This is a genomic window from Nostoc sp. LEGE 06077 (assembly GCF_015207705.1).
Taxonomy (GTDB): Bacteria; Cyanobacteriota; Cyanobacteriia; order Cyanobacteriales; family Nostocaceae; genus Nostoc_B.
Map to the genome: position 1 here is coordinate 43,890 of NZ_JADEWI010000034.1, position 20,026 is coordinate 63,915.

The window sequence follows — 20,026 nt, forward strand, 5'->3', positions numbered from 1 at the left end:
AGTGTGAATATTTATCGTTAGGATAAGGCAGAAGACAGAATAATTTTAATGAATGTGGGATTACGAGCAGTTATTTAAAATAATTGAAGAACTGGTTATGCACCATTCGCCTAGTGGTGCAGAGGATGAGATTAACCAATTTTTGCTTCAGGAATTTGCTGCGCTGGGAGTAGAAGTTTGGCGCGATCGCGCTGACAATATTATTGCTAAAATTACCGGTAAAGATTCTACTAGAGCGATCGCCATTACCGCCCACAAAGATGAAATTGGCGCAATTGTCAAAACTATCGGTGATGCAGGTCGAGTAGAAGTCCGCAAACTTGGCGGTGCTTATCCTTGGGTTTACGGTGAAGGTGTTGTCGATTTATTAGGAGACAATGAAACTATCTCCGGTATTCTCAGCTTTGGTTCTCGCCATGTCTCTCACGAATCACCGCAAAAAATCCAGCAAGAAGATACACCAGTAAAATGGGAAAATGCCTGGATTGAAACCAAGCGCACCACCGCCGAACTAGAAGCCGCAGGTATTCGCCCAGGAACCAGAATGGTAGTGGGGAAGCATCGCAAACATCCCCTTCTCTTAAATAATCACATCGCCAGTTATACCTTAGATAATAAAGCTTCGGTGGCGATTATTTTAGCTTTAGCCCAAACACTGAAGCAGCCAGCTTGTGATGTGTATCTAGTCGCCTCAGCCAAAGAAGAAGTCGGCGCAATTGGGGCATTATTTTTCACTCAAAATCAGCAATTAGATGCTTTGATTGCTTTAGAAATTTGCCCCTTATCCCCTGAATATCCCATTAAAGACGGGGAAAGCCCGGTACTGCTGTCTCAAGATGCCTATGGCATATATGATGAACCCTTGAATCAGCAATTATGTCGGGTGGCGAAACAATTAGATATACCTATACAATTAGCCATCATCAGCGGTTTTGGGAGTGATGCCTCAATTGCCATGAAATTTGGTCATGTTGGTCGTGCAGCTTGTTTAGCATTTCCCACACAAAATACCCACGGATATGAAATTGCTCATTTAGGTGCGATCGCTAACTGTATTAATCTATTAAAAGACTTTTGTGAAAATTTCACAGAATAAAGCCGATGACGGGATTTGAACCCGTGGCCTGCTGATTACGAATCATGTCGGAGGTAATGGGCGATCGCGGTTGTTTATGGCCGCATCAAAAGCCCGTTGTTGTGCCTGCTCGTCAATCCAAGAATGATACAAGCGGCTGTGAACTTGTAAACCATGCCCCATCTGCTTGGCTGCCAATGAAATGTCAATTCCATACTCTAAAGAGCGAATCGCCCAGGCGTGGCGCAAGTCGTAAGGTGAAAATGGCATATTCGCCCGCCGAAAATACCTTGTTACCGTTTCGCCTATATCTCTATTTGGGCGGTTAAGCTTTATGTTTGGGCATTGAGGCTGACCCAACCCAAACACTTCAAACCATTCTGGATGCAATGGCCATACAATTCTCGATCCGGTTTTTCCATCAGTTATTTTTATTCCTTTGCCTGCCTCCAATGTTGCTAAGTCAACATGAAAAATCTCATGGTTTCTTAATCCATAGGCAGCCATCATCCCATACGCCCACCGCCAAGCATCATTTTTAATCAAGTAAAAACTATCCTGAATTTGCTTGTCATTGGGAATATCGCGCGGTCGTCTCTTGGAAAGAGAATAGCTACCTGATAGAGATGACAAGTCAACCTCTAGTCCTGAAAATTTCGCAAAAATAGTTAAAGTTGCAACAAATCTTTTTCGGCTACGGGTGTCTGGTTTTGATTTTTCAATAATTATATTTTTTAATGTTTCATTATTTAGATATTCATCTTTTGGTAGAGTTCTCAGGACTGAAAAATATTCAACCTTCCAGGTTGTTACTGTTTTAAATGTTCTATTCCTTCTATCAAAATAATCTTTCTCAAATCCTTCTATTAATTCTCCTATTGTTTTTTTATTATCGGTTATTTCAAGGGTTAAATAATCAGACCAATCAAAGGTTTTAGCGTCAATTTGTACACTGATTTTCTTGGCTAATCTTTCTGCTATCTTTACCCCATCAGCATTAGCATTTGCGGCTGATATTCTCTGCTGATATGGTTTATCTTTGCCGGAACAAGGCTTAGGTGGCAGTGTTCCACGAAGAAAAAGCCGTCCCCCTAGCTGTTCAATTTTTAAACCACAATAGTTATTTTTAAGTCGTCCGTTAGCCTCCTTAATTCGCTGTTCAATTGTCATTCTTCCGTCCCAAAGACATAAAAATCTCCGTCTTCATCGCGGTCAATCTGTACGTAAATTGTGCGGAGGTCAGGTGACACGGTTTCGTCCACTTCTTCATCTTCATTGCCAGAACTAACAGCAACCCAGACTTCAACTTCGACACAATACTCCCCGCTTTCGTCGTTACGGTCGGACACTTCACTACTATGAATTTCGGAGGAAATTACTTCCCACCAAGAGTAACTGTCTGCATCGCTAGGGAGGCATTCGCCGCAAACTACTACATCACCATCTAAATCGTCGCTGCGATAGTCTTCTTCTGTCCAGACATAGCTACGACTGCCTGCGCGGTAGCAATGATTGATTACATGGCTTTCTGCAATTTCTTTGAGCTTTTCGGTTACAGCCCTTTTGTGAACTTGCTTTGCAACCTCTACTGCTTTTGTTTGCAGTGCTTCATCTTCTGTCAATGGTTCTCTCCGTTTTAATTTTCAATTTGGTAGATACACCCTATTAGATGCGATCGCCCTTGGCGTTGGCGCAGCCATCGCTTTTGGCTGTTTTTGGCATCCCCAAAATTTTGTCTACAATCGCTAAAAGCCTTGTTTGACGGTATTTTTAGCGTCTACAGCCAATTTTTTTTGGGCAGTTTTTTTGTAGACGCTGTAGACAGATCATCGACCTACACTTGGTTAACTGTTGGCGGGGAACAGGCATAGTCGCAGTATTAGCAACTTGCACAGTAAATCGGCTGCAAACCACTGTGGGCAAGGTGTAGACAGCCTGTAGACATTACTGTGACCACTTCCAGCCCAACTGATTACCTTCCCCAACCACTTCGCCAATCCCCTTATCTGCCAGAGATGCCAAGATGATTCTGATTTCATCTGGCTGCATCCCCTCAAACAGTCGGCTAACTTGCAGCAGTATTCTGGCCTTCAAAATTTCATTTGGGTTCTGTTGTCCCCAATTCACAATAAATTGTTCATATTCATTGAGGGAGGGTAACAGCACTTTCACTGCATCATTTCCCCCGCCGGAGATTTGCACTGGTGCGGCTGATCCACCTCCCCAACTGCTCAAATCTAGTTCGCAGGGAACATCATCAACCATGAACCGTTTTTTACCACCTGCTTTTAGCCACTGCTCAAGCTGTGGATTTTTGAGAACTGTTCGGGCATAGTCACGGGCGAACTGTCCCAACCGAACTAAGCAGCAGCAGCTGTACAATGTTTCCTTATCCCCTTGCAAGCCATAGTTTTCAGCGGTGTCGTTCTGGGCGATCGCGCAAACAAATTGCTTGTAACGTCGTCCCCGCTTGAGGTGTTTCTTAAACCAGAGGGACGCGTTATCGCATTCATCCACTAGTAAGGGGAATTCCTCAGCAATGAGAAAGCGATCGCGCCCAACAATCGCGTTATCTCCCCCATCACCACGTAACTCTACTAGTTCTTCTAATGTGGTTAGGTCGTTGCCCATTGCGGTGTCGATGGCTTTAAAGTTGCCTTTTCTGCCAATGACATCTTTTTGATCTAGCCAATTCCAATCATCTGGTTTAGCGTCAGAATCGTAAACTACGACTCGACCGCCGATTTTTGATGATAGGTACTGGGTGAAAGTTGACTTACCGTCGCCCGTGCCACCAACCAAAGCAACGTGTTTCTGTTTTTTCTGGATGTACTCTACCGGGTCGGTGATGAGGTTTGGCGGTTGCCAGTTGGCATCAGCGGCAATGTTTAAGGTTAGTTGTGCTGTTGGTTGAGTCTGAGTTCGGGCCAGAGTTTGAAAGTTGAGCCGTGATGCTCGGTCGATGTCGCCTAGCGATTCTTGAAGTAGTTTTGCTGTTTGGCGGTGTTTTCGCCCTACTTCCAATGTCACGACTGATGCACCAATCAACCAAGGCTTATTCTGTGCCGGCTGGGTTGCCCCAAAGGACAGTAACCCCAGAGTAAGAACCAAACTACTATAACTAGACCATTTGGCACGGCTGTACATCTGCAAATGTTGGTGCAGCTGTGAAGGGTGTAACTCGGTCATGTTCCTAGTATTACCCCCACTGCCACCAGACCGACACGGATTAACAGCACGTCTTTGACTTCTGGTACTGCTTGCCGCAGATATAACAGACAGCCACCGACAATTATTAACATTACCAAAAATCCTAACCGCAGAAAATCAGGTAAGGGAATTGTCACCCAGCAGCTGCTAATTAAGGCTGGAATTGTTACACAGGCTGTTATGTCAAAGGCTAGGTCAGGTAAGTTGTCGGGGAGTGCGATCGCGTTTATCCATCCTTTTTTGAATTTATCTAAATTAGATGGTTCGTTTGTACTAGGTACTGGTAGATAGCCGCGATCGTCGGGAATCTCAACTACTATTTTTTGTTCATCTGCCATTATTGTTTGCTCCTGGAACAAAACAACGGGCGTTAACAACTTCTACTGTTGCTTTTAGACAGATGGCCGCAAATGGCAGCATCAAAAATAAGATAATTAACGCTGTCATTGCTTCAGCCAAATTTGAACTTAATTTCGATGGTTCTTTGGGAACGGATTCCTTTGTTACAGGCATACTCAAGCCTCAAATGCATCAAGAATATCGTTGAGGTTGTAAATCGAATTAGCTTGCTGTTGGGCTTGTGTTTCCGGTTCCGGCATCGGCTCAAAAGTTACTGATATGCCACTTTTGATTTCGTATTCACAGGCAGCAAGATGCAGAGCAAAATCTAGTTCTTTACCTGCAAGTTCGGATTGCATTTGGTACCAATCAGGAGGGATGCTGCTATTTTGCATTGCTTACCTCGCTGTACTGCCCATAACCACTGGTTTGTTCCAGTCGTGCTGTTATGCGGTCGATAGCGGGGTTGTCGGTGACTGGCATTGGTTTTCCCTGGTGATATGCTGCGGAAATTTCGGCGCATTCTTCGACAGATGCACCATTTCCTAACAATTGCCCTTCTGGGAAGCCGACTCGGTTGATTTCGTTTTGTGGATAGTTCATAATCTTTGTTGAATGTATTGGATATGCGTTCAACGTGAGTAGGGGCGATCGCACTGAGGTTAGTGTGGTTGCCCTTCTAAAAATCTGGGGACTTAGCTGTAATTGAGTTAAAGCTAGTGACCAACCAAACTTGCTGGGTTTGGCGGATAGTAGGTCTGAATTCAATCGCTTGGCGAGTATCTAAGCTGACAGCCCGTGCATCGTTGAGTTTTACATAAAGGTTTTTACCTGTTTTGCTGCGGCTGAATAATTGCCCGACTTCCAATGTTGCCCATGTCACGGGTGACTTACCAACAACGTATTCGGCCGCATGACTATCAAAACCTTCCGCTAGTGGGTCAGCAGATAATTCTTTCCACTTCCTTTCTTTACCTTTTCGGTTACTAATGTGGGATGATTTACCGTTTGTTGATGCTTTAGCGATGGTGTCTTGTTCGTTCATAGTTGATGAGTAGTTTGGGAATACTAGGTTTGTTTACACTGAATCAATTACCAGAAGCGTGATTAGGCTGGTCGCCGAAACCTTGCTCAGAAGGGGTTTCGGCGTTTTTGTCGTCTGCGGCTGCGCTCTCAGTGTGGATGGTAATACTGGAGGAGCGCATCAACCGCCAAAGCTTAAGCCCCATTTCTTCGGGTAATTCCATTGGTATTGGTGTCCCCGCAAAGCAAACGTAGAAAATGCGTCCTGTTTTGTGAATGAAGTTGATTTTGGTTACGTCCAGAACTATCTCTGAATCAGGATGTTGTAAGTGGACGAGTAGGAATGGTGGCTTGAGACTAAGGTTTTTCTCGATTTTGTCTGTCATGACTGTTAACTGTTGACTGTTGACTGTTCCCCTAGCAGGTCTTTGCTATTCGCTCAGTGCTGGCAGGCTGCTATCTCTACTTGGTTGACGCTGACAATTACTATCTTTTCACGTTACTCTTGTGTAAGATTTAAACACATCCTATCATCTTGTGTAAGAAATGCAAGTCAGTCTTGTGTAAGAAGCGGTGTTAATATTTTGTGTAAGAACCATGAATAGAGAACCAGATGGGCAAGAAGAAGCACGGCAAATACGAAGAACCGAAGATTCGAGTCAACATCTCCTTGACTCAGACATCGATCCAGACACTAGACCGCAAGGCGACACAGATGGGATTGAGCCGATCAGAGTTAATAGAAACAATGGCTCGACAAGAGTCGGAGTTATCGGTCGCGGAGAAAGAGCTACTGGGGAAATGCTGCGCCAGCTGATTAGTGAGTATCGTAATCAGCTGGCTATTAAAAGACAGGAAATCGAAAGCCTTGCAACTAGAGTTCAAGAACTGGAATCACTCCAGGAAGAACTGGGGCAGGACGTAGAAACCAAGGACTCAGAATAAAGCCGTCAACCTTTCATGAAGGTAGACGGCTTTATTTGTGGCGATTGCGTTGGTGCGATCGCCAACGAAATCAAATCAAGAGGAAGTTATATGTTTAAATTTCAACTAAATTCAGATGGCTGGGAATTTGAAACCGGATAAATCGAGTGCGTGATTGCTGAAGTGGTTTTCTCGGTTTGTTTTGGCTCATAAGGAATAAATTCCAGTCGAGTCACTAGTCTAATTTTGCCTTTCTGCCAGCCCCCACCTTGTTTAGCTTGCAAAACCTCACATTCTATTCCGTCTAACCATTCATCGATCGGCAAGTCGGAGCTATTAAATAAATCACGAATTGCGTCCATCATATCTTCAGTTTTAGATGTCTTGGAATCAGTAAAGCTCAGTTGTGCATTCATTGAAATGACATCATCATTACTCAAATCAAATCCACTCATTTAAATTTTTCCTCGTTCTTAGCCAACACGGCGGATCAAGTTCGCAGCTTAGATCCGCCTTCCCTAATAATTCCCGTCAACAAATGAACAGCAACCAAGACCACTTACTAGAACTGTGCCGCCGCTACCTACTGGATTTGGTTTCAGCACTGAGCGAATCACTGAAATATCCTGGAGAGCCGCTTTCAGAGCTACTGGAAGGGACAGAAAACCGCCTTGAGGTTGAAGACTACGAGAAACTTTATAAACTCACCGAAATCGAGAAAGTCAGAGTTCTCGCCGAGATTGCCACTTGGATGGAGCAAGGCGAAAGACCAACCAAAAACCTATGACCATCAAGAAACTGCTGTTATTCCTCCGCCTGTGGCAATACGCCGCCATGCACTCAAAGCTGTTCTACGCTTGCGAAATCCGATTTCTCCAAGCACCAATCAGCGTCTCTGCCACCGCTTGGGGATGTCCCAGAGTCGAGTTTCTGTTTCGGCTATCGCTTTCACGTCCCCGGCTGCTTTGTAGATTCCCCTATCCCATCATCAAATCATTCATTGATGATGCTAATTCCAGAGGTGAATCTATGAGCTATTTAGATGTTGATAGCGTGTTGTTTTAATCCCAAAAAAAAACTCCAGTCGCCAAACTGGAGAGTCATAAAAGGAATCTAAATATGAATAAACACTTGTTTAATTTCTCTTTCAGAGTAATTAATTGCTCTGAATTACCAACAATTATAACATTATTTGGAGGGCTGACAAATGTCTAAAACAGTCCTTCAAGAAATAATCACAATTGATTCTCATCATTATCAAGAGTGGAAAGATAGCGGAGTTTCGGATAAAATCATTACTCTAAATATCAGTACAATTCATGATTCCAGAGAAGTAGATAAGCTTCTCAATAGAAATACGAAAAGAAGAAATAAACACTCTGATAGCCTTGTACCTGCTTGGTGCGTTAGTGGTGTGAATCCGCTTACTGGAGAGAATACTTTAGAGGGTGTACAAATCAAACCCGATACATCACCAATAGATAAAAAAGGCAAAGTTCAAAAATACTTAAATGCCAGTGATGTTAATGCAGCGCCCTTGTTTTTAAATGTAGGAATTGAGGATTACTGGTTATCTATTATCGAAGACAAATCTATACCAGTGATTATCACAGAAGGAGCGAAAAAAGCTGGTGCTGGTCTGACTCTGGGCATTCCAACAATCAGTATCCCTGGTGTTGGGACTTGTAAAAAAGGAGGTCGCCTACATTATTGGTTAGAAAGTTTTACAGGGTTTGGGCGAAATATATACCTGTGTTTCGATGCAGATGTAATGACAAAACGCCCTGTTCAAAACGAGCTTCTATCATTAGCCAGAGAACTAAGCGCGACCGGAACGAAGGTATTTGTAATTAATCTTCCATCATTGGCATTAAAAGGAATGGATGATTTTATCGCCAAAGAAGGCGGCGATAAGTTCAGACAATTAATAGAGGATGCCAGCACAATTCAAGAGTGGAAACAGGCATTAGACGAACAGCGAAAGCATCAAGAATTAGATCAGGATGAGGAAGAAAGAACCTCAAGACTTTACAGGGCTTACCGCAAAGTAAAAGCGGGTTGGGGTGATTCTCTGAGGCTAAATACTCTTAAGAAAATTGTTGAGTTAGAGGAGGAATGGCTTGATTTAGATTTATTGAAATTACATATCGCAATTGAGTTTGATATGGATATAAGCAAGGACGATGCTCAGAGTGTCGTTTTTGCGATCGCAAAAAACAATGCTTATAACCCCGTGGTTGAGTATCTAGATTCCTTAGCCGCCCAATACCCAAATCCTGACACCTCAATCATTGACAACTTAGCAACACGATACTTTGGAACCCCCGACCCGCTACACAATATATATATGAGAAAAATCCTCATTGCAGCTGTCGCAAGGGCAAGAATGCCGGGTTGCCAAGCGGAAGATGTGCCGATACTTGTTGGCGCTCAGGGTCTTTTCAAGTCAACATTTTGGAAACAGTTAATCGGTGCGGATTGGTTCACCGACGAACTCAGCGACAGCAACGATAAAGACGAACTCATGAAACTGCATAAATTTTGGGGGCTTGAGATTCCCGAAATTGAGCATATATATAAGAGGAAGGACATCGGAACGATGAAAAAATTCCTCAGCAGTACAATTGATGCCTTCCGAACTCCTTACGACCGGGAAATCAAAGAACATCCTCGCAGTTGCATTTTATTTGGAACTTCAAACGAACAGGAATTACTCAACGACCCCACGGGCAACCGTCGTTACTGGATTATTCCAGTACTTCAGCCTATTCCTATTGAAGACTTGATCCGCGAACGTGATCTAATTTGGGCGGCAGCTAATCATCTTTACCAAACTGGCCATAAATGGTATTTGAACTCGGCTGAACGAATTTTGCAAGAACAGGCAAATAAGGAATACCAAACTTTTGACCCGTGGGAAGAAACGATCGCGTCTTTTGTTGAGAATAGAGAACTGGTCACGACTTCCGAGCTTTTAACTGGTGCTTTAGCCATTGAACCAGGCCGCCAAGACAAAATGGCAGAACGCCGAATTAGCTCGATCATGCGTCAAGCTGGCTGGGAGCAAAAACGAAAATGGGTCAACGGTCACGCGTTACGTGCTTGGTTCCGAAAAGTTTCAAAATTTGATGGATCATCTGGATCATCTGGATCAAGTCTTACACAGCAAGCCTTTCAATATGATCCAGATATTTTTCCACATCTGGATCATCTGGATCAGTATTCCGAACCCATTCAGCAAGAATTAATACAATCCCCTATCTGTGATCCAGATGATCCAGATATCCAAATTTCAATGGATCATCCAGAACCCTTACACAGCAAGCTTGATCCAGATGATCCAGATGATCCATTGAAATTTGAAAAAAAATCAGAAAATAAAAATGCACAACAAACAGAGCCGCCGCCAAAATTGCTCACGGTCGGAAGAATTGAAGTCGGTCAGGTGTACTGGTCACTGTCCCAGCAGTCGAAAGTCAAAGTTAAACAGCTATTTCCATCTGTGAATAAAGCAGATGTCTTGTTACCTAAAGCTTTTGAAGTGCCAAGGGTGCGGTATAGTGACCTGTTCCATCTGCCTAGCGATGATTGGTCATTAAATATTGGTCAACTGGCTGATTATGCGGGTCAAGTGGTGGCGGTCGTTGGCTACAACCGCGACAAGCGAGAATATCAACTTGAGTCAAAGCCAGGACATTTTATCTACGCCAAAGCCAAGCAACTGAGTAAACCGCAGCTATGAAGAGAATGCGATCGCCCTCCTGGATACAACTTTCCGTGGGCGATCGATTAGGGAATAATCAACTATGAATTAGACTTCATCTCATGACAATTTCGACAATAAATCAAGTCAAGCCCATTATTCTTCACCTGAATAGTGCTTCGACCGCTGAAGTGTACCAAATCTTCGACGATGAACCTTTCACCATCGAAAACGGCACAATCATCAGCGAAAATATCTTTATCAAAAACCTCAAAGCTTATGCCAAAATCAGCAGCCTAGCACCAGCCCAATTACCAGATATCAGCATTGAAGACAGCCAAATACAAGCAACCTACAAAACGCTTGACGCTGAGTGGAATTCAGAGAGGAAGCAACTCAATCTATTAATCAGTGCTGGCAATAATCAATGGTTTCCAGTTGGTTCAATCAGCCTATTAAACCCTTCTGGTTATCCCTACCGGATACATAACCTAATGGATTTATATACAGATAACTTGGCTGTTGAGCTAGGGCTAAGTGGGCGGGTAGGAGTTCAGTTACAGAATGTCGGCACAGGCTTGTTAGTTGCTAGTGATGAAATCACAATTCATGGTAGTTACGTTAAGGAAATCGTGATTGATGATTCACCTCAAACCATCACCAATTCAAATGATTTTGCTGTTTCTATTAGCGGTGATAATTCGCCAATATTAGCAGCCAATCCTAATAGAAAATATGTAGCTTTAACTAATACATCACCAGAAGATATTTATTTAAATCTCAGCGAAACTTCCCAAGCTGGGCAGGGAATACTATTAAAAGCCGATGGCGGAAGCTATGAATTTTACACCTCAATTATCAATTACAAAGGTGTAATAACAGCTTCTACATTCGGGAATACAGCAGCAATTACAGGAATTGAAGCAATCTAGGAGTACTAATGCCCTTAACTAATCCCAGCAGCAATGTAACAGTAACAGACCAGTTAGCAAGTACTAGTACAAGAATTACAGGTGCAACTTCTACCACGGCTGCACAAATTATTCCATCTAATACGAGCCGATTAGGGCTAACAATTTATAACCCAACTTCTATTACTGTTTACATTGACACAGTAGCCAGCCCTACTGCCTCACAGCATCAATTTCCTTTAAGTGCAAAAGGCTTTTATGAAATGCCAGATAATAAAATATACACTGGTGCATTTTACGCTATTGCAGCCAGTGGAACCCCAACATTAGAAATCAGAGAATTTACTTGATGAATGATTTAGATGATTTTAAAATTCCCTACAAAAATGTAGGGAAGACTGATTATGAAGTCATCCAAAATAAATACTTGAAACTTCATAACTTATCAAAAGGTGCAATTATTCGGCATATTAAAACTTTCTAATGGTACGCCAATCAAACCGAACTCCCCCACAACCCAAAAACAATAGACAACGCAACCGCCCAGAGTGGACACCACCGGACGAACCAGAACCACCAGCACCAGGACTAACCCCTCTGGGCGGTGGTTTTTATTCTACTGGCGGCGGCGCTGCTTCACCCTTTGATTGTGGGCGTTGGCCAGATTCTCCATTTTGCGGCGGGAATCCATTTACTAGGGAGCCGATTGGCTTTGATTTTTCCAGGGTGCAGGATGAATGCTCAGTAGGAATTCAAATAAACCCAACGTTTGGATTCGTAAAACTGCCAATTACCCAATTCGTTTATCGCTATCCCGGTGAATGCCGGATGCCTACACCCAAACCCAAGCCAAACCCAGAAATTGAAAACTACGATGATCAGCAAGATTTAGAAGCGGGTTTGTATGTAACTATAAAATCCCTTCAATATAGCTATAACGATGGGAAAGGTGGAGTTTTCATTCTTCCCATCGGGTTAGCTTCTGAAACTTACAGTGTAGGGATTAGCCAAATACAATTTCCCATCCAATCTAATATTTTATTGGATAATAATGTTAACGCTAATGCTTGCGTAACGTTTGAATTTCAATATGATTTTAGAATGAATATTGCCTATGCTATAGAATATTGGAGCATTCCAATAATTGAGACTCACGTTAATAGTTTAGGCGGTAAACTACCGACTGATTACACAGATAATACTGACGAGTTTAGCGCCACAGCGTCAGGCAGTTTCAAGGTATATTATGCAGTTGGTTTTTCTTTGTATCCACATATAGAAATAGAAAGTAGTGGTTACTATTTCGCTGAAATGGCATCTACATATATTAGGCAATATGCAAGAATCATCAATACCTCTGAAACTTTAGTACTTGATAGTAGACGAACTACTTTAAAGCCTGAATTCACTTTTTTTAGTTATGATAGCTCCACATTTCCTATAGATATACCTTCAGATTTTGAAGGCAGAACAATTTCTATTGATGGAACCGCCGAAGATTTTTCTGGAACTGCCTACTATGGCGCAGGCTATTCAATTGAGATAGATGAATATCAAACCTCAGCCCAAAAACTGGAAGACTACAACCCACCCCCACCACCACCCGATGATAAGGATTGTGAATGTATGTGCTGTGATGATTCATTATTAAGGGCTTTATATGCCAAAGTCAGCAGGCTTTACAATGCCGTTGGGGTGGACGATTACCCAGTATCAGCCCCACAGTGGATAACTAAAAATAATTCCCCTCAAATATCAATTGCAAATCTTACGCGATTTATTTCTTATACAGTCAAACAATTAGATGCAATATCGGGGAACTATCCCATAAAAATTAAAATTCAAGATGCCGATTTAACCCAAGAAGGGAATCAAGAAAAAACAGTAACTCTACCAAATGCAGCCGAGGCATTAGCTGAAATTGTGGGGATGCTCTTGGCGATCAGGGCTGAAACTAACGCGACGTTGATCGCATCCGTTAACGGTATGGTTGAAGCTGGGAGTAGTAAACAAACAGCATTTTTAGCTTATGAGTATGCCAAAGCCAACGCTGAATTTTTGGCATACAAGGGTAAACAGGTAGAGCGCGAAATGCCTTTTACCTTCAAGCCTAACGAGTCACGCCTTGATCAAATGATGAAACCTTCAACAGTGAAGGTTAAAGGGTTTGAAAACGACGACAAAGACGATTTTACTGATACCCTCGCACCATTACTAGAATTCGCGGCAATGTGGAAGGCGCAAAACTTCCGCAATCTGGGAGCCGCAGACCCAATCGAAAAACTCAGAACAATCCTCAAAGGTGCTAATGAAATTTCTGGTGAGATGAGCAAATTTAGAAAAGATCCACCTTACAAGATTGACCCAGAAAACCCAGACGCAAAACCTGAACCTAAAAAGAACGAGTGGGACATATTTGTAGAAGAAGCAGAACAGGGATTTATCGCCAAACCTGGAATTACTGATAACACCCATCCTTACAGCAGACCCCTGGAGCAACGCCCTAGAATCCGTGAAATTGGCGATGATACTAGCGATACCAATGAATGAGGCTTTTGATCTACACCTGACCTTCCCCAATTGCAGCTTCGCCCCATTCTTGCCGGAGTAGGTAAAGTCTCTCTTTATAAATCTGTTCGCGGACAGCTTGCTCTGTCCAGCCCAATTCATTCATTAGCCGCAGTATCAGCCTGTATTGCGGTCGATAGTGATATGTCCGGTTACGTCCGTTTCTGCCTCTGGCAAAGCGTTTAATCATAAGTCGCTTACAAGGCGTTCCCATTAGGTTGTAGCAAATTATATTCATAAGGTACTTTGTATACTTAGCTCAAGGATACCCGCAAGCTAAACCTCATGTAATATTTCAGCACCCATAGGGTTCTATAAAGAATTCCAGCCTTGACAGGTTTAACCGTTTTTTCATCTAATTCCCTATTTAATATTAAGAAAAGACCAGCTTTTTCTAATACCAAAAACATAAATAACCCCGTAATAACAACAATTGCCGTTTTTAATGGCAATAAATTACTTTTGATTCATCACTGATTTAAAACATTATTGAGGGTTACAAATGCCAGCATTTACTAGAGGTAAAAAAAGAGAAGACTTAGTTTATGTTCTTGTCAATCCAACCATGTACTACGGATGGAAGCGCAAAGATATCGCCGCTTTGGGTGGTATCTCCGAAGGTGATCTAACAAACATTGGACACCTTAAAGCTGAAGGTGCAACTCTAGCAGCAGGCAGTATTGTTGTTATCGGTGCGAAGTCTCCTCGTCCTGCCCGTGTTAGCCGAAAAATCTCTAATGCTACTGTGGGTCAACAACAAAGCGTATCAACGTTTTGTGCCTACGACAAATTAGCCACTGCTCTTGGCGCAAAGTGGAATGTAGCTGAAAGCCGCAAAGCTGTGACCCTCCGCCCCCCCAGCGCAGCCCGTAGCAGTGTTACAGCAATTGCCACTTTGAGCGATGCTAGTAAATATTGTTTCCCCATGAACAAGGCGGATTTTGATTTATTCGCTGCTGAGGTGGGATTAGAAGCTGCAAGCACTATCACCACCGACACCGCACGCAACAAGCTGGTTTCCGGCTCCACTCGCCCTCGTCCAGGACGTGCCAGCAAATTACTAGAAGATGGATCTTCTTTCTCTAGCTTTTTCTCTAGTTCAATGGCTGGGGATATGTTGGAACTCGGTTATGCAATTTTGGAAGAAGAAGTGGTAATCGCCGTATCATCTGGCGGTGGCGGAAATTAATTCTTTAATTTGATTTCATGACCGCAATGGCAACCACATTACCAATTGAGACGGAAGCCGGGCTAATTCTGCCCGGACATCCTTTCTTTGAAGACTACTTGTACTCAACTTTCCCCCCCGGCTGGCGAGACTTCGCCTACCACAATCATGATTTTGCATTTGTGGCGCGTGCTGGTAGTAAGGTACTAGAAGCCGTCAACGCCGCCGAGATGGAAGAGTATGTCTACGGTGGGGAACTCGACGAAGTACAGGACGAAGAAGATGCCTACTTCATCTGATGACATCGGCGTTTGGAACAACCTCGGCACAATCCGAGCCGAACCGAAAATTTGGATCAAATTCCCAACAACAGCAACAGGCGCGAATGCTACATTTCGCGCCACTTTCATCTGTAGTAATTGGGATAAACTTTCTAGTTACGTCCTATTTCGCCCAAAATATCAAACCGCTAATTCTGACCAAATAGGTACAGCCATTAGAATCTACCCTGAACAAGTCTCTAGCATTTTTGAAATACCAATTCCCCAAGACCTGCAAGATAGAAGTGTTTATTTCCGAGATATTGAGGTTTACAAAGTTCGATGGAGACGAGTTAGATCAGTGGGAATAACATTAGATGCAAACCTTGATATTAAGCTTGAAGAATTATGGGGTTAGCCGATATTGTTTCTGATGCTTTAGACTCAAAAGTTGTTCGCCAACAGATAGGAGAAAGAGTCTTTAAATCTTCTTTTGAAGATAAACAAATAACTCAAGATGGCGAAAATAATATTATTAATTGGATTTGGAACGCTGGCAGTAAACTTGTAGGTTTTCTAGTTTCTCAGGCTGGTAATCTAATTAGTTTTACTATCACTGGTATATGGTCGTTGTTTGTTTCAACAGTTCAGTTCATCTGGAATTTCGACTGGAACATGAGCGATAAATCCATTGACCAACAAATCCAACAGTATTGGAATGGAATCTTGGGAATGTTGGGCGGTACTCTCGGTAACTTGTTCGGGTATTTAGCTTGTGGTGTAGTGCCTGCGGCGACAATAGCCGTTTTTAATGAGCCGCTTGGCGCTTATGTGATGAAAAACGTTGCCGAAGAAATGGCAGAAGAATTTTTAGGGAATGTTGCTGGACTGGTTAAATATACTTTTATGTCTGGTGTGCAATCTCTTCTACTTATTGGATTTAAGAATCTTCGTAAATGGATAAAAGGCAACGCTGATTTTTTTGGGCGGATATTTGGTGATAAGACTCAAAAAGCTATTCAGGCTTGGGGTGCGGAAGGTTCAAAGCCTTGGAGTTTTGCTATTGCAGTCAACAATGCTGTAGAAAGCATTTCAAACGAGGGAATAAAGAATTTTGTTGAGGAATTTTTAGAAGAAGCTTGGGACGGTTGCGTGGAGGCTGGGTACGTCGTCGCCAATTCGATTGATAGTTATCTCGCCGCTGAAAAACTTAAAAAACAAATTCTGCCCCCAATGGGTGAAACCAAATATGTTGAAATCAAACCTGATCGCAGCATTGATGATCAGCGAATCATCTTAGCTGGCCCAGAGGAAGTACTAAAACCTGTAATCGTCCAAACCCTCACTAATTATCAAATGATGGAGGATAAGGATATTGGTACTTTTGTAGGTAGCCCAATTGATGAGCTACTGAGAAGTAAGCCAAGAACCATTAGTTTACAAGTGCAGTTTTTTAGCGTCAAAACACCGCCCTGGTCGAAGCGTCAGGGAGAAAGCCGACTTGTTAGCGCGACCTACACAATCCCCGATATTGACTCCGCCAAATTGGACTGGGAGAAAATCAAACTTTACTGCGGTGGCGAAAATGGCTATATGTATGGGCGGTATCGGGCAACCGGAATGCTGGACAATGGGCGACAAATGGCAATTTACGCATCAACTGGCGATGAAGCTGAAGACAGAATGAGGGAACTGCTTAAATTATCAAAAGCTGGTTTGCTCAAAAAACCGACAATTTCAGAAGATAGGGCAGAAGATTCTACAGGCAGTTACTTAAAGCAACCAGTCAGGATTTATCCTGCCTATTTCACAGTTTTGAACCAATACCAAGTTCCTGGCGCGCCAGGCTCCAGTATTCCAATTACTGGTAAGCGTTACATGAGGCGTACCGATAGAATTGACCTTTGGGTTGATACGAAGCCTTACGATTTTAATGAAAGAATACTCGAACTTTTGAAAAAGCCCGGCGCAGAGCAGGAAACAACTTAATTATTAATTATGCCTTTAACCAACCCAGAAGGGACACATCAAACTCTGTTATTAATTGCAACTAAAACAAGTAATCAATCTCTAACAAGTAACGCAGCCGCAACACCAATTATTTACAACACTAAAGATTACGACCCTTACAATGGGTATGTTTCATCAGGCACAGGGCAAGGTATTTATACCATTCCTAGTTGGTTTTCTGGAATTATCGAATTAACTTGTGCGGCTTCTGTTTCGTTCTCTGGTGGTGGTAGCTCTGGTACGGAAACTATTGTGCTTTCCGCTTATAAAAATGGCACTTTTATCGGTGAATTAGATAGAGCATTGGCAACCGCGATCGCGGGTGCAAGTGATGGCGCTGGCAATAGTATTTATATCCCTAGCATCTCACCTGGTGACACTGTAGAAGCAAGAATTCAAGTGCTTTATACTGCTGCTACTGGCACAATAACAGTAGTTGGTAGTGCCAAAAATCAATTATCTCTTGTTGGCTGGAGTAGCTAATCAAATGAATCCTAGTAAAATTGCATAAGATTTTTATTTCTTTATCGATTATCTTAGTAGGATTCTTTGCGGAGTGGCGCTGCAAATGCCCAATTCACCTTATGCTTTCCTCACTAAAAGATTCTTTAGACGTATTACTATCAGTTGCCGCTTTAATAGGGATAATTTTTCATATTGCTAAGACTAAAGCAGACATTGAAAAATCAATTGATGATGTCAAAGACCAGTTGAGCAAAGAGTTAATGAATCTAAATACTGATATTAAAGTATCTCGCGCTCAACAAGAAGGTAAAAAAGAAATGGTAGAGTATTTTATCAATGATTTGTATTACCAAATTCATCATAAATTCTATCGAGCTTGGGACGAAATCAAGGAATTGCAGGCATTTTTACAAGACCAGGGCTTTGTAGCCAGAGTCAAACCGCAAGTTCCACCCGCACCCAAGAAAATCAAAATTGATGAGATTTAATTTAAATCGTTCCACTGCCCTACAATATGCTTGTTACACGGCAATGTAGGGTTTTCTTATGTCTGAGCATGGCGGCAAGAGATCAACGACCTGGGAGATTAGCAGTAGTTGGAACCACGGCAAAACTAAAACTGTAAGAATTCTGATCGCACTTGAAGCTCAAATCATGGCTTATGCTCGGCGCTTAGACGCTGAACATGGCTTGTTACACGGCAACTCAGGCGATGAGAAGGAAAATATTTTAAACGCGATCGCAAAATATATTGGGTACAAGAATCAGCATTATCACGCCAATCAGTACAGCAAAACGCTCGATATCAGCACTCGCCCTTGGGATGAATTGAGGCGATTTCGGGGTATGGTGCAGAATGAGCCAGCAAAACTTGGGCTAAAAGGTGACTGATTTTAAGCGGGAATAGTCAAAATCTAGTCAACTAAAAATATTATTCTTATAGAATCCAAGCCGATGACGGGATTTGAACCCGTGGCCTGCTGATTACGAATCAGCTGCTCTACCACTGAGCCACATCGGCATACACGAATAGAAATTATAGCATTATTTACAGATGGTAGAACCAAATCCCAAAACCCGCCTTAATCCAGAACAATATGCTCGTTTAAAAGCAGAAATCGCCGCACCTTATCGCGGCTTGCGGCAATTTATCTACATTGGTGTTGGTGCTTCTGGCTTTATTGGCGCGTTTGTCTTCTTTTTTCGCGTCCTTGCTGGTAGAGAACTTGATAGTTCTTTACCAAATTTAGCACTGCAATTAGGAATAGTCGCTTTGATGGCTTTTCTGTGGCGCTGGGAAAAACGTCGTCAACTACCTAAATAGTTGAACAATATCAAGAAATATCAGTTAACATGATACGCAGTAATCACTATCTTCTTGTCGGTACTATATACAGACTAGACTCTTGGATATTCGTTATGAATCCACCATACTTTGATTCTATTAGACTGTGCAGGTGCGCTACCTGAAATTGAATACCCCGCCTGAGTCATTAAGATTTCAAAAGTATTTGAGTCGAGAACCGCGCAATTAAAAGCTGTTAGCCCCTGTATTTGATGTTTGTTTAGGGTCATAGCTACCCTGGTAAGTCGTAAAAATTCTATATCCTGGTAATACTAAAGCAATTCCAGTGCAACTATGAATTTCGCCAGGATATTTATACGGAATATCATCGGGTATACTCCCACCAATGCGGAAACTAAAACCAAATATCCATATATACAAACCAGGCAGTAGTAAATCCATACTATATGCAATAGCTCTCATTGCATCATTTTCCTTGAAAGAAGCACGATTTCTGCCTAGCGCTATTTTTTTAGAGATATTTTTCAGGTTTGTGGTTTTTAACATACAGACTCAATCAATGATAGGGATTAGTTAAGTTTTAAGCGTTTCAATCCCTATGAGATCAGGTTTTTTGCAACTTTACCATTAGTATATACTAACAATTAATTTAAATCTGGAAGCAACCCCATTTGCAGTGTTGTGTCTCTCGGAACCAACAACGTTAACTAAATCGTATTCAGTTTACATATCTATACATTTTTAAAATTTCTTAACCTTTCGAGATAATATGCAATAGAAAGAGAGAAAATATAAAAAAAATATTAGGAAATTATAAAAAATCAAAATCTCTGAGAAACTAATAATTGTTCAAACGGGGTCAGCCAATATAAAGATCCTGAAGATAAACACATAATATATAGATAGGGTCAAATAAAGCATAAAGACCCTGGATTTAAGAAAAACTACAAAATCAAAAGCGTCAAGACTAGCAGTTTGTTAGCTTGGCGCTTTTATATTCAGGACTTACGCACAAGGATGGTCTGTTGAGCCGGGGTACGGGGTGTAAGGGTTTTGAATAAGTA

29 protein-coding genes and 1 tRNA gene are annotated in these 20,026 nt (G+C 42.2%); 17 read left to right on the forward strand and 13 right to left on the reverse strand.

Annotation, left to right across the window (positions count from 1 at the left end; genetic code table 11):
• Positions 1 to 52: 52 nt before the first annotated feature.
• Positions 53 to 1,096 carry a M42 family metallopeptidase gene (locus IQ244_RS20085; RefSeq protein ID WP_193897335.1) on the forward strand — a complete coding sequence of 348 codons (1,044 nt, stop codon included), beginning with the start codon at positions 53 to 55 and terminating at the stop codon, positions 1,094 to 1,096.
• Positions 1,097 to 1,138: 42 nt separating this feature from the next.
• Here IQ244_RS20085 and IQ244_RS20090 read toward each other — a convergent pair whose 3' ends face one another.
• The 9 genes from IQ244_RS20090 to IQ244_RS20130 form a co-directional block, all read right to left on the reverse strand.
• On the reverse strand, positions 1,139 to 2,245 hold the full coding sequence (locus IQ244_RS20090) for a site-specific integrase (protein ID WP_193897337.1): 1,107 nt from the start codon (positions 2,243 to 2,245) through the stop codon (positions 1,139 to 1,141).
• The gene (locus IQ244_RS20095) at positions 2,242 to 2,697 is read right to left on the reverse strand and encodes a hypothetical protein (RefSeq protein ID WP_193897339.1); all 456 of its coding nucleotides are present in this window, start codon (positions 2,695 to 2,697) and stop codon (positions 2,242 to 2,244) included. The genes IQ244_RS20090 and IQ244_RS20095 overlap by 4 nt, the downstream gene beginning before the upstream one ends.
• A 322-nt stretch (positions 2,698 to 3,019) precedes the next feature.
• Positions 3,020 to 4,264, reverse strand: a complete 1,245-nt coding sequence (locus tag IQ244_RS20100; RefSeq protein WP_193897342.1) for a type IV secretory system conjugative DNA transfer family protein — start codon at positions 4,262 to 4,264, stop codon at positions 3,020 to 3,022.
• Complete coding sequence (locus IQ244_RS20105; RefSeq protein ID WP_193897344.1) at positions 4,261 to 4,623, reverse strand: hypothetical protein; 363 nt, start codon at positions 4,621 to 4,623, stop codon at positions 4,261 to 4,263. The genes IQ244_RS20100 and IQ244_RS20105 overlap by 4 nt, the downstream gene beginning before the upstream one ends.
• Positions 4,613 to 4,798 (reverse strand): hypothetical protein, encoded by a 186-nt coding sequence (locus IQ244_RS20110; RefSeq protein ID WP_193897346.1) that lies wholly within the window; start codon positions 4,796 to 4,798, stop codon positions 4,613 to 4,615. The genes IQ244_RS20105 and IQ244_RS20110 overlap by 11 nt, the downstream gene beginning before the upstream one ends.
• Before the next feature lie 2 nt (positions 4,799 to 4,800).
• Positions 4,801 to 4,983, reverse strand: coding sequence for a hypothetical protein (locus IQ244_RS20115; protein WP_193897348.1), 183 nt, complete (start codon positions 4,981 to 4,983; stop codon positions 4,801 to 4,803).
• A gap of 25 nt (positions 4,984 to 5,008) precedes the next feature.
• Positions 5,009 to 5,227: a hypothetical protein gene (locus tag IQ244_RS20120; protein ID WP_193897350.1), complete on the reverse strand. Its 219-nt coding sequence runs from the start codon at positions 5,225 to 5,227 to the stop codon at positions 5,009 to 5,011.
• A gap of 76 nt (positions 5,228 to 5,303) precedes the next feature.
• Entirely contained in the window at positions 5,304 to 5,669 is a 366-nt protein-coding gene (locus IQ244_RS20125) for a hypothetical protein (protein WP_193897352.1), read from the reverse strand.
• 43 nt (positions 5,670 to 5,712) lie between these two features.
• Positions 5,713 to 6,033: a hypothetical protein gene (locus IQ244_RS20130; RefSeq protein WP_193897354.1), complete on the reverse strand. Its 321-nt coding sequence runs from the start codon at positions 6,031 to 6,033 to the stop codon at positions 5,713 to 5,715.
• Between the two features lie 227 nt (positions 6,034 to 6,260).
• Between IQ244_RS20130 and IQ244_RS33400 the strand changes: the two genes are divergently transcribed.
• Both IQ244_RS33400 and IQ244_RS33405 read left to right on the forward strand, forming a co-directional pair.
• Entirely contained in the window at positions 6,261 to 6,464 is a 204-nt protein-coding gene (locus IQ244_RS33400; protein WP_193897356.1) for a CopG family transcriptional regulator, read from the forward strand.
• Positions 6,449 to 6,592, forward strand: coding sequence for a hypothetical protein (locus IQ244_RS33405; RefSeq protein WP_193897358.1), 144 nt, complete (start codon positions 6,449 to 6,451; stop codon positions 6,590 to 6,592). Before IQ244_RS33400 ends, IQ244_RS33405 begins: the two co-directional genes overlap by 16 nt.
• A gap of 101 nt (positions 6,593 to 6,693) precedes the next feature.
• On the opposite strand, the gene IQ244_RS20145 is transcribed toward IQ244_RS33405, so the two are convergent.
• Positions 6,694 to 7,026, reverse strand: coding sequence for a KGK domain-containing protein (locus tag IQ244_RS20145; RefSeq protein WP_193897360.1), 333 nt, complete (start codon positions 7,024 to 7,026; stop codon positions 6,694 to 6,696).
• 83 nt (positions 7,027 to 7,109) lie between these two features.
• On the opposite strand from IQ244_RS20145, the gene IQ244_RS20150 reads away from it, so the two are divergent.
• The 6 genes from IQ244_RS20150 to IQ244_RS20175 all read left to right on the forward strand — a co-directional run bounded on the left by IQ244_RS20150 (position 7,110) and on the right by IQ244_RS20175 (position 13,735).
• Positions 7,110 to 7,358 (forward strand): hypothetical protein, encoded by a 249-nt coding sequence (locus IQ244_RS20150; RefSeq protein ID WP_193897362.1) that lies wholly within the window; start codon positions 7,110 to 7,112, stop codon positions 7,356 to 7,358.
• Positions 7,355 to 7,636, forward strand: coding sequence for a hypothetical protein (locus tag IQ244_RS20155; protein ID WP_193897364.1), 282 nt, complete (start codon positions 7,355 to 7,357; stop codon positions 7,634 to 7,636). Before IQ244_RS20150 ends, IQ244_RS20155 begins: the two co-directional genes overlap by 4 nt.
• A gap of 142 nt (positions 7,637 to 7,778) precedes the next feature.
• Positions 7,779 to 10,313, forward strand: a complete 2,535-nt coding sequence (locus IQ244_RS20160) for a VapE domain-containing protein (protein ID WP_193897366.1) — start codon at positions 7,779 to 7,781, stop codon at positions 10,311 to 10,313.
• Between the two features lie 83 nt (positions 10,314 to 10,396).
• Positions 10,397 to 11,206 (forward strand): hypothetical protein, encoded by an 810-nt coding sequence (locus IQ244_RS20165; protein WP_193897368.1) that lies wholly within the window; start codon positions 10,397 to 10,399, stop codon positions 11,204 to 11,206.
• Between the two features lie 8 nt (positions 11,207 to 11,214).
• On the forward strand, positions 11,215 to 11,535 hold the full coding sequence (locus tag IQ244_RS20170; protein ID WP_193897370.1) for a hypothetical protein: 321 nt from the start codon (positions 11,215 to 11,217) through the stop codon (positions 11,533 to 11,535).
• Between the two features lie 133 nt (positions 11,536 to 11,668).
• Positions 11,669 to 13,735, forward strand: a complete 2,067-nt coding sequence (locus tag IQ244_RS20175; RefSeq protein ID WP_193897372.1) for a hypothetical protein — start codon at positions 11,669 to 11,671, stop codon at positions 13,733 to 13,735.
• A 10-nt stretch (positions 13,736 to 13,745) separates the two neighbouring features.
• Here IQ244_RS20175 and IQ244_RS20180 read toward each other — a convergent pair whose 3' ends face one another.
• Complete coding sequence (locus IQ244_RS20180; protein WP_193897373.1) at positions 13,746 to 13,943, reverse strand: hypothetical protein; 198 nt, start codon at positions 13,941 to 13,943, stop codon at positions 13,746 to 13,748.
• A gap of 312 nt (positions 13,944 to 14,255) precedes the next feature.
• On the opposite strand from IQ244_RS20180, the gene IQ244_RS20185 reads away from it, so the two are divergent.
• The 7 genes from IQ244_RS20185 to IQ244_RS20215 all read left to right on the forward strand — a co-directional run bounded on the left by IQ244_RS20185 (position 14,256) and on the right by IQ244_RS20215 (position 18,547).
• Entirely contained in the window at positions 14,256 to 14,942 is a 687-nt protein-coding gene (locus IQ244_RS20185; protein WP_193897374.1) for a hypothetical protein, read from the forward strand.
• Between the two features lie 26 nt (positions 14,943 to 14,968).
• The gene (locus IQ244_RS20190) at positions 14,969 to 15,220 is read left to right on the forward strand and encodes a hypothetical protein (RefSeq protein ID WP_193897375.1); all 252 of its coding nucleotides are present in this window, start codon (positions 14,969 to 14,971) and stop codon (positions 15,218 to 15,220) included.
• On the forward strand, positions 15,204 to 15,599 hold the full coding sequence (locus IQ244_RS20195) for a hypothetical protein (protein WP_193897376.1): 396 nt from the start codon (positions 15,204 to 15,206) through the stop codon (positions 15,597 to 15,599). The genes IQ244_RS20190 and IQ244_RS20195 overlap by 17 nt, the downstream gene beginning before the upstream one ends.
• A complete protein-coding gene (locus tag IQ244_RS20200; RefSeq protein WP_193897377.1) occupies positions 15,590 to 17,170 on the forward strand; it encodes a hypothetical protein in 1,581 nt (526 codons plus the stop codon). Before IQ244_RS20195 ends, IQ244_RS20200 begins: the two co-directional genes overlap by 10 nt.
• Before the next feature lie 9 nt (positions 17,171 to 17,179).
• The gene (locus tag IQ244_RS20205) at positions 17,180 to 17,674 is read left to right on the forward strand and encodes a hypothetical protein (RefSeq protein WP_193897378.1); all 495 of its coding nucleotides are present in this window, start codon (positions 17,180 to 17,182) and stop codon (positions 17,672 to 17,674) included.
• Positions 17,675 to 17,775: 101 nt separating this feature from the next.
• Positions 17,776 to 18,144, forward strand: coding sequence for a hypothetical protein (locus IQ244_RS20210; RefSeq protein WP_193897379.1), 369 nt, complete (start codon positions 17,776 to 17,778; stop codon positions 18,142 to 18,144).
• A gap of 58 nt (positions 18,145 to 18,202) precedes the next feature.
• On the forward strand, positions 18,203 to 18,547 hold the full coding sequence (locus IQ244_RS20215) for a hypothetical protein (RefSeq protein ID WP_193897381.1): 345 nt from the start codon (positions 18,203 to 18,205) through the stop codon (positions 18,545 to 18,547).
• Between the two features lie 58 nt (positions 18,548 to 18,605).
• Here the strand turns inward: IQ244_RS20215 and IQ244_RS20220 are convergent.
• Positions 18,606 to 18,677: transfer RNA gene (locus IQ244_RS20220), tRNA-Thr, on the reverse strand.
• A 33-nt stretch (positions 18,678 to 18,710) separates the two neighbouring features.
• Here IQ244_RS20220 and IQ244_RS20225 point away from each other — a divergent pair.
• Positions 18,711 to 18,980: a DUF3493 domain-containing protein gene (locus tag IQ244_RS20225; RefSeq protein WP_193897383.1), complete on the forward strand. Its 270-nt coding sequence runs from the start codon at positions 18,711 to 18,713 to the stop codon at positions 18,978 to 18,980.
• 207 nt (positions 18,981 to 19,187) lie between these two features.
• Here IQ244_RS20225 and IQ244_RS20230 read toward each other — a convergent pair whose 3' ends face one another.
• A complete protein-coding gene (locus IQ244_RS20230) occupies positions 19,188 to 19,424 on the reverse strand; it encodes a hypothetical protein (RefSeq protein ID WP_193897385.1) in 237 nt (78 codons plus the stop codon).
• Positions 19,425 to 20,026 lie beyond the last annotated feature (602 nt).

What these genes read in the sequence shown, in the direction of transcription:
- IQ244_RS20085 (WP_193897335.1), top strand. Translation starts at nt 53, where the DNA reads ATGTGGGATTACGAGCAGTTATTTAAAATAATTGAAGAACTGGTTATG.
- IQ244_RS20090 (WP_193897337.1), bottom strand. Translation starts at nt 2,245, where the DNA reads ATGACAATTGAACAGCGAATTAAGGAGGCTAACGGACGACTTAAAAAT.
- IQ244_RS20100 (WP_193897342.1), bottom strand. Translation starts at nt 4,264, where the DNA reads ATGACCGAGTTACACCCTTCACAGCTGCACCAACATTTGCAGATGTAC.
- IQ244_RS20105 (WP_193897344.1), bottom strand. Translation starts at nt 4,623, where the DNA reads ATGGCAGATGAACAAAAAATAGTAGTTGAGATTCCCGACGATCGCGGC.
- IQ244_RS20110 (WP_193897346.1), bottom strand. Translation starts at nt 4,798, where the DNA reads ATGCCTGTAACAAAGGAATCCGTTCCCAAAGAACCATCGAAATTAAGT.
- IQ244_RS20115 (WP_193897348.1), bottom strand. Translation starts at nt 4,983, where the DNA reads ATGCAATCCGAACTTGCAGGTAAAGAACTAGATTTTGCTCTGCATCTT.
- IQ244_RS20120 (WP_193897350.1), bottom strand. Translation starts at nt 5,227, where the DNA reads ATGAACTATCCACAAAACGAAATCAACCGAGTCGGCTTCCCAGAAGGG.
- IQ244_RS20125 (WP_193897352.1), bottom strand. Translation starts at nt 5,669, where the DNA reads ATGAACGAACAAGACACCATCGCTAAAGCATCAACAAACGGTAAATCA.
- IQ244_RS20130 (WP_193897354.1), bottom strand. Translation starts at nt 6,033, where the DNA reads ATGACAGACAAAATCGAGAAAAACCTTAGTCTCAAGCCACCATTCCTA.
- IQ244_RS33400 (WP_193897356.1), top strand. Translation starts at nt 6,261, where the DNA reads ATGGGCAAGAAGAAGCACGGCAAATACGAAGAACCGAAGATTCGAGTC.
- IQ244_RS33405 (WP_193897358.1), top strand. Translation starts at nt 6,449, where the DNA reads ATGCTGCGCCAGCTGATTAGTGAGTATCGTAATCAGCTGGCTATTAAA.
- IQ244_RS20145 (WP_193897360.1), bottom strand. Translation starts at nt 7,026, where the DNA reads ATGAGTGGATTTGATTTGAGTAATGATGATGTCATTTCAATGAATGCA.
- IQ244_RS20150 (WP_193897362.1), top strand. Translation starts at nt 7,110, where the DNA reads ATGAACAGCAACCAAGACCACTTACTAGAACTGTGCCGCCGCTACCTA.
- IQ244_RS20155 (WP_193897364.1), top strand. Translation starts at nt 7,355, where the DNA reads ATGACCATCAAGAAACTGCTGTTATTCCTCCGCCTGTGGCAATACGCC.
- IQ244_RS20160 (WP_193897366.1), top strand. Translation starts at nt 7,779, where the DNA reads ATGTCTAAAACAGTCCTTCAAGAAATAATCACAATTGATTCTCATCAT.
- IQ244_RS20165 (WP_193897368.1), top strand. Translation starts at nt 10,397, where the DNA reads ATGACAATTTCGACAATAAATCAAGTCAAGCCCATTATTCTTCACCTG.
- IQ244_RS20170 (WP_193897370.1), top strand. Translation starts at nt 11,215, where the DNA reads ATGCCCTTAACTAATCCCAGCAGCAATGTAACAGTAACAGACCAGTTA.
- IQ244_RS20175 (WP_193897372.1), top strand. Translation starts at nt 11,669, where the DNA reads ATGGTACGCCAATCAAACCGAACTCCCCCACAACCCAAAAACAATAGA.
- IQ244_RS20180 (WP_193897373.1), bottom strand. Translation starts at nt 13,943, where the DNA reads ATGATTAAACGCTTTGCCAGAGGCAGAAACGGACGTAACCGGACATAT.
- IQ244_RS20185 (WP_193897374.1), top strand. Translation starts at nt 14,256, where the DNA reads ATGCCAGCATTTACTAGAGGTAAAAAAAGAGAAGACTTAGTTTATGTT.
- IQ244_RS20190 (WP_193897375.1), top strand. Translation starts at nt 14,969, where the DNA reads ATGGCAACCACATTACCAATTGAGACGGAAGCCGGGCTAATTCTGCCC.
- IQ244_RS20195 (WP_193897376.1), top strand. Translation starts at nt 15,204, where the DNA reads ATGCCTACTTCATCTGATGACATCGGCGTTTGGAACAACCTCGGCACA.
- IQ244_RS20200 (WP_193897377.1), top strand. Translation starts at nt 15,590, where the DNA reads ATGGGGTTAGCCGATATTGTTTCTGATGCTTTAGACTCAAAAGTTGTT.
- IQ244_RS20205 (WP_193897378.1), top strand. Translation starts at nt 17,180, where the DNA reads ATGCCTTTAACCAACCCAGAAGGGACACATCAAACTCTGTTATTAATT.
- IQ244_RS20210 (WP_193897379.1), top strand. Translation starts at nt 17,776, where the DNA reads ATGCTTTCCTCACTAAAAGATTCTTTAGACGTATTACTATCAGTTGCC.
- IQ244_RS20215 (WP_193897381.1), top strand. Translation starts at nt 18,203, where the DNA reads ATGTCTGAGCATGGCGGCAAGAGATCAACGACCTGGGAGATTAGCAGT.
- IQ244_RS20225 (WP_193897383.1), top strand. Translation starts at nt 18,711, where the DNA reads ATGGTAGAACCAAATCCCAAAACCCGCCTTAATCCAGAACAATATGCT.
- IQ244_RS20230 (WP_193897385.1), bottom strand. Translation starts at nt 19,424, where the DNA reads ATGAGAGCTATTGCATATAGTATGGATTTACTACTGCCTGGTTTGTAT.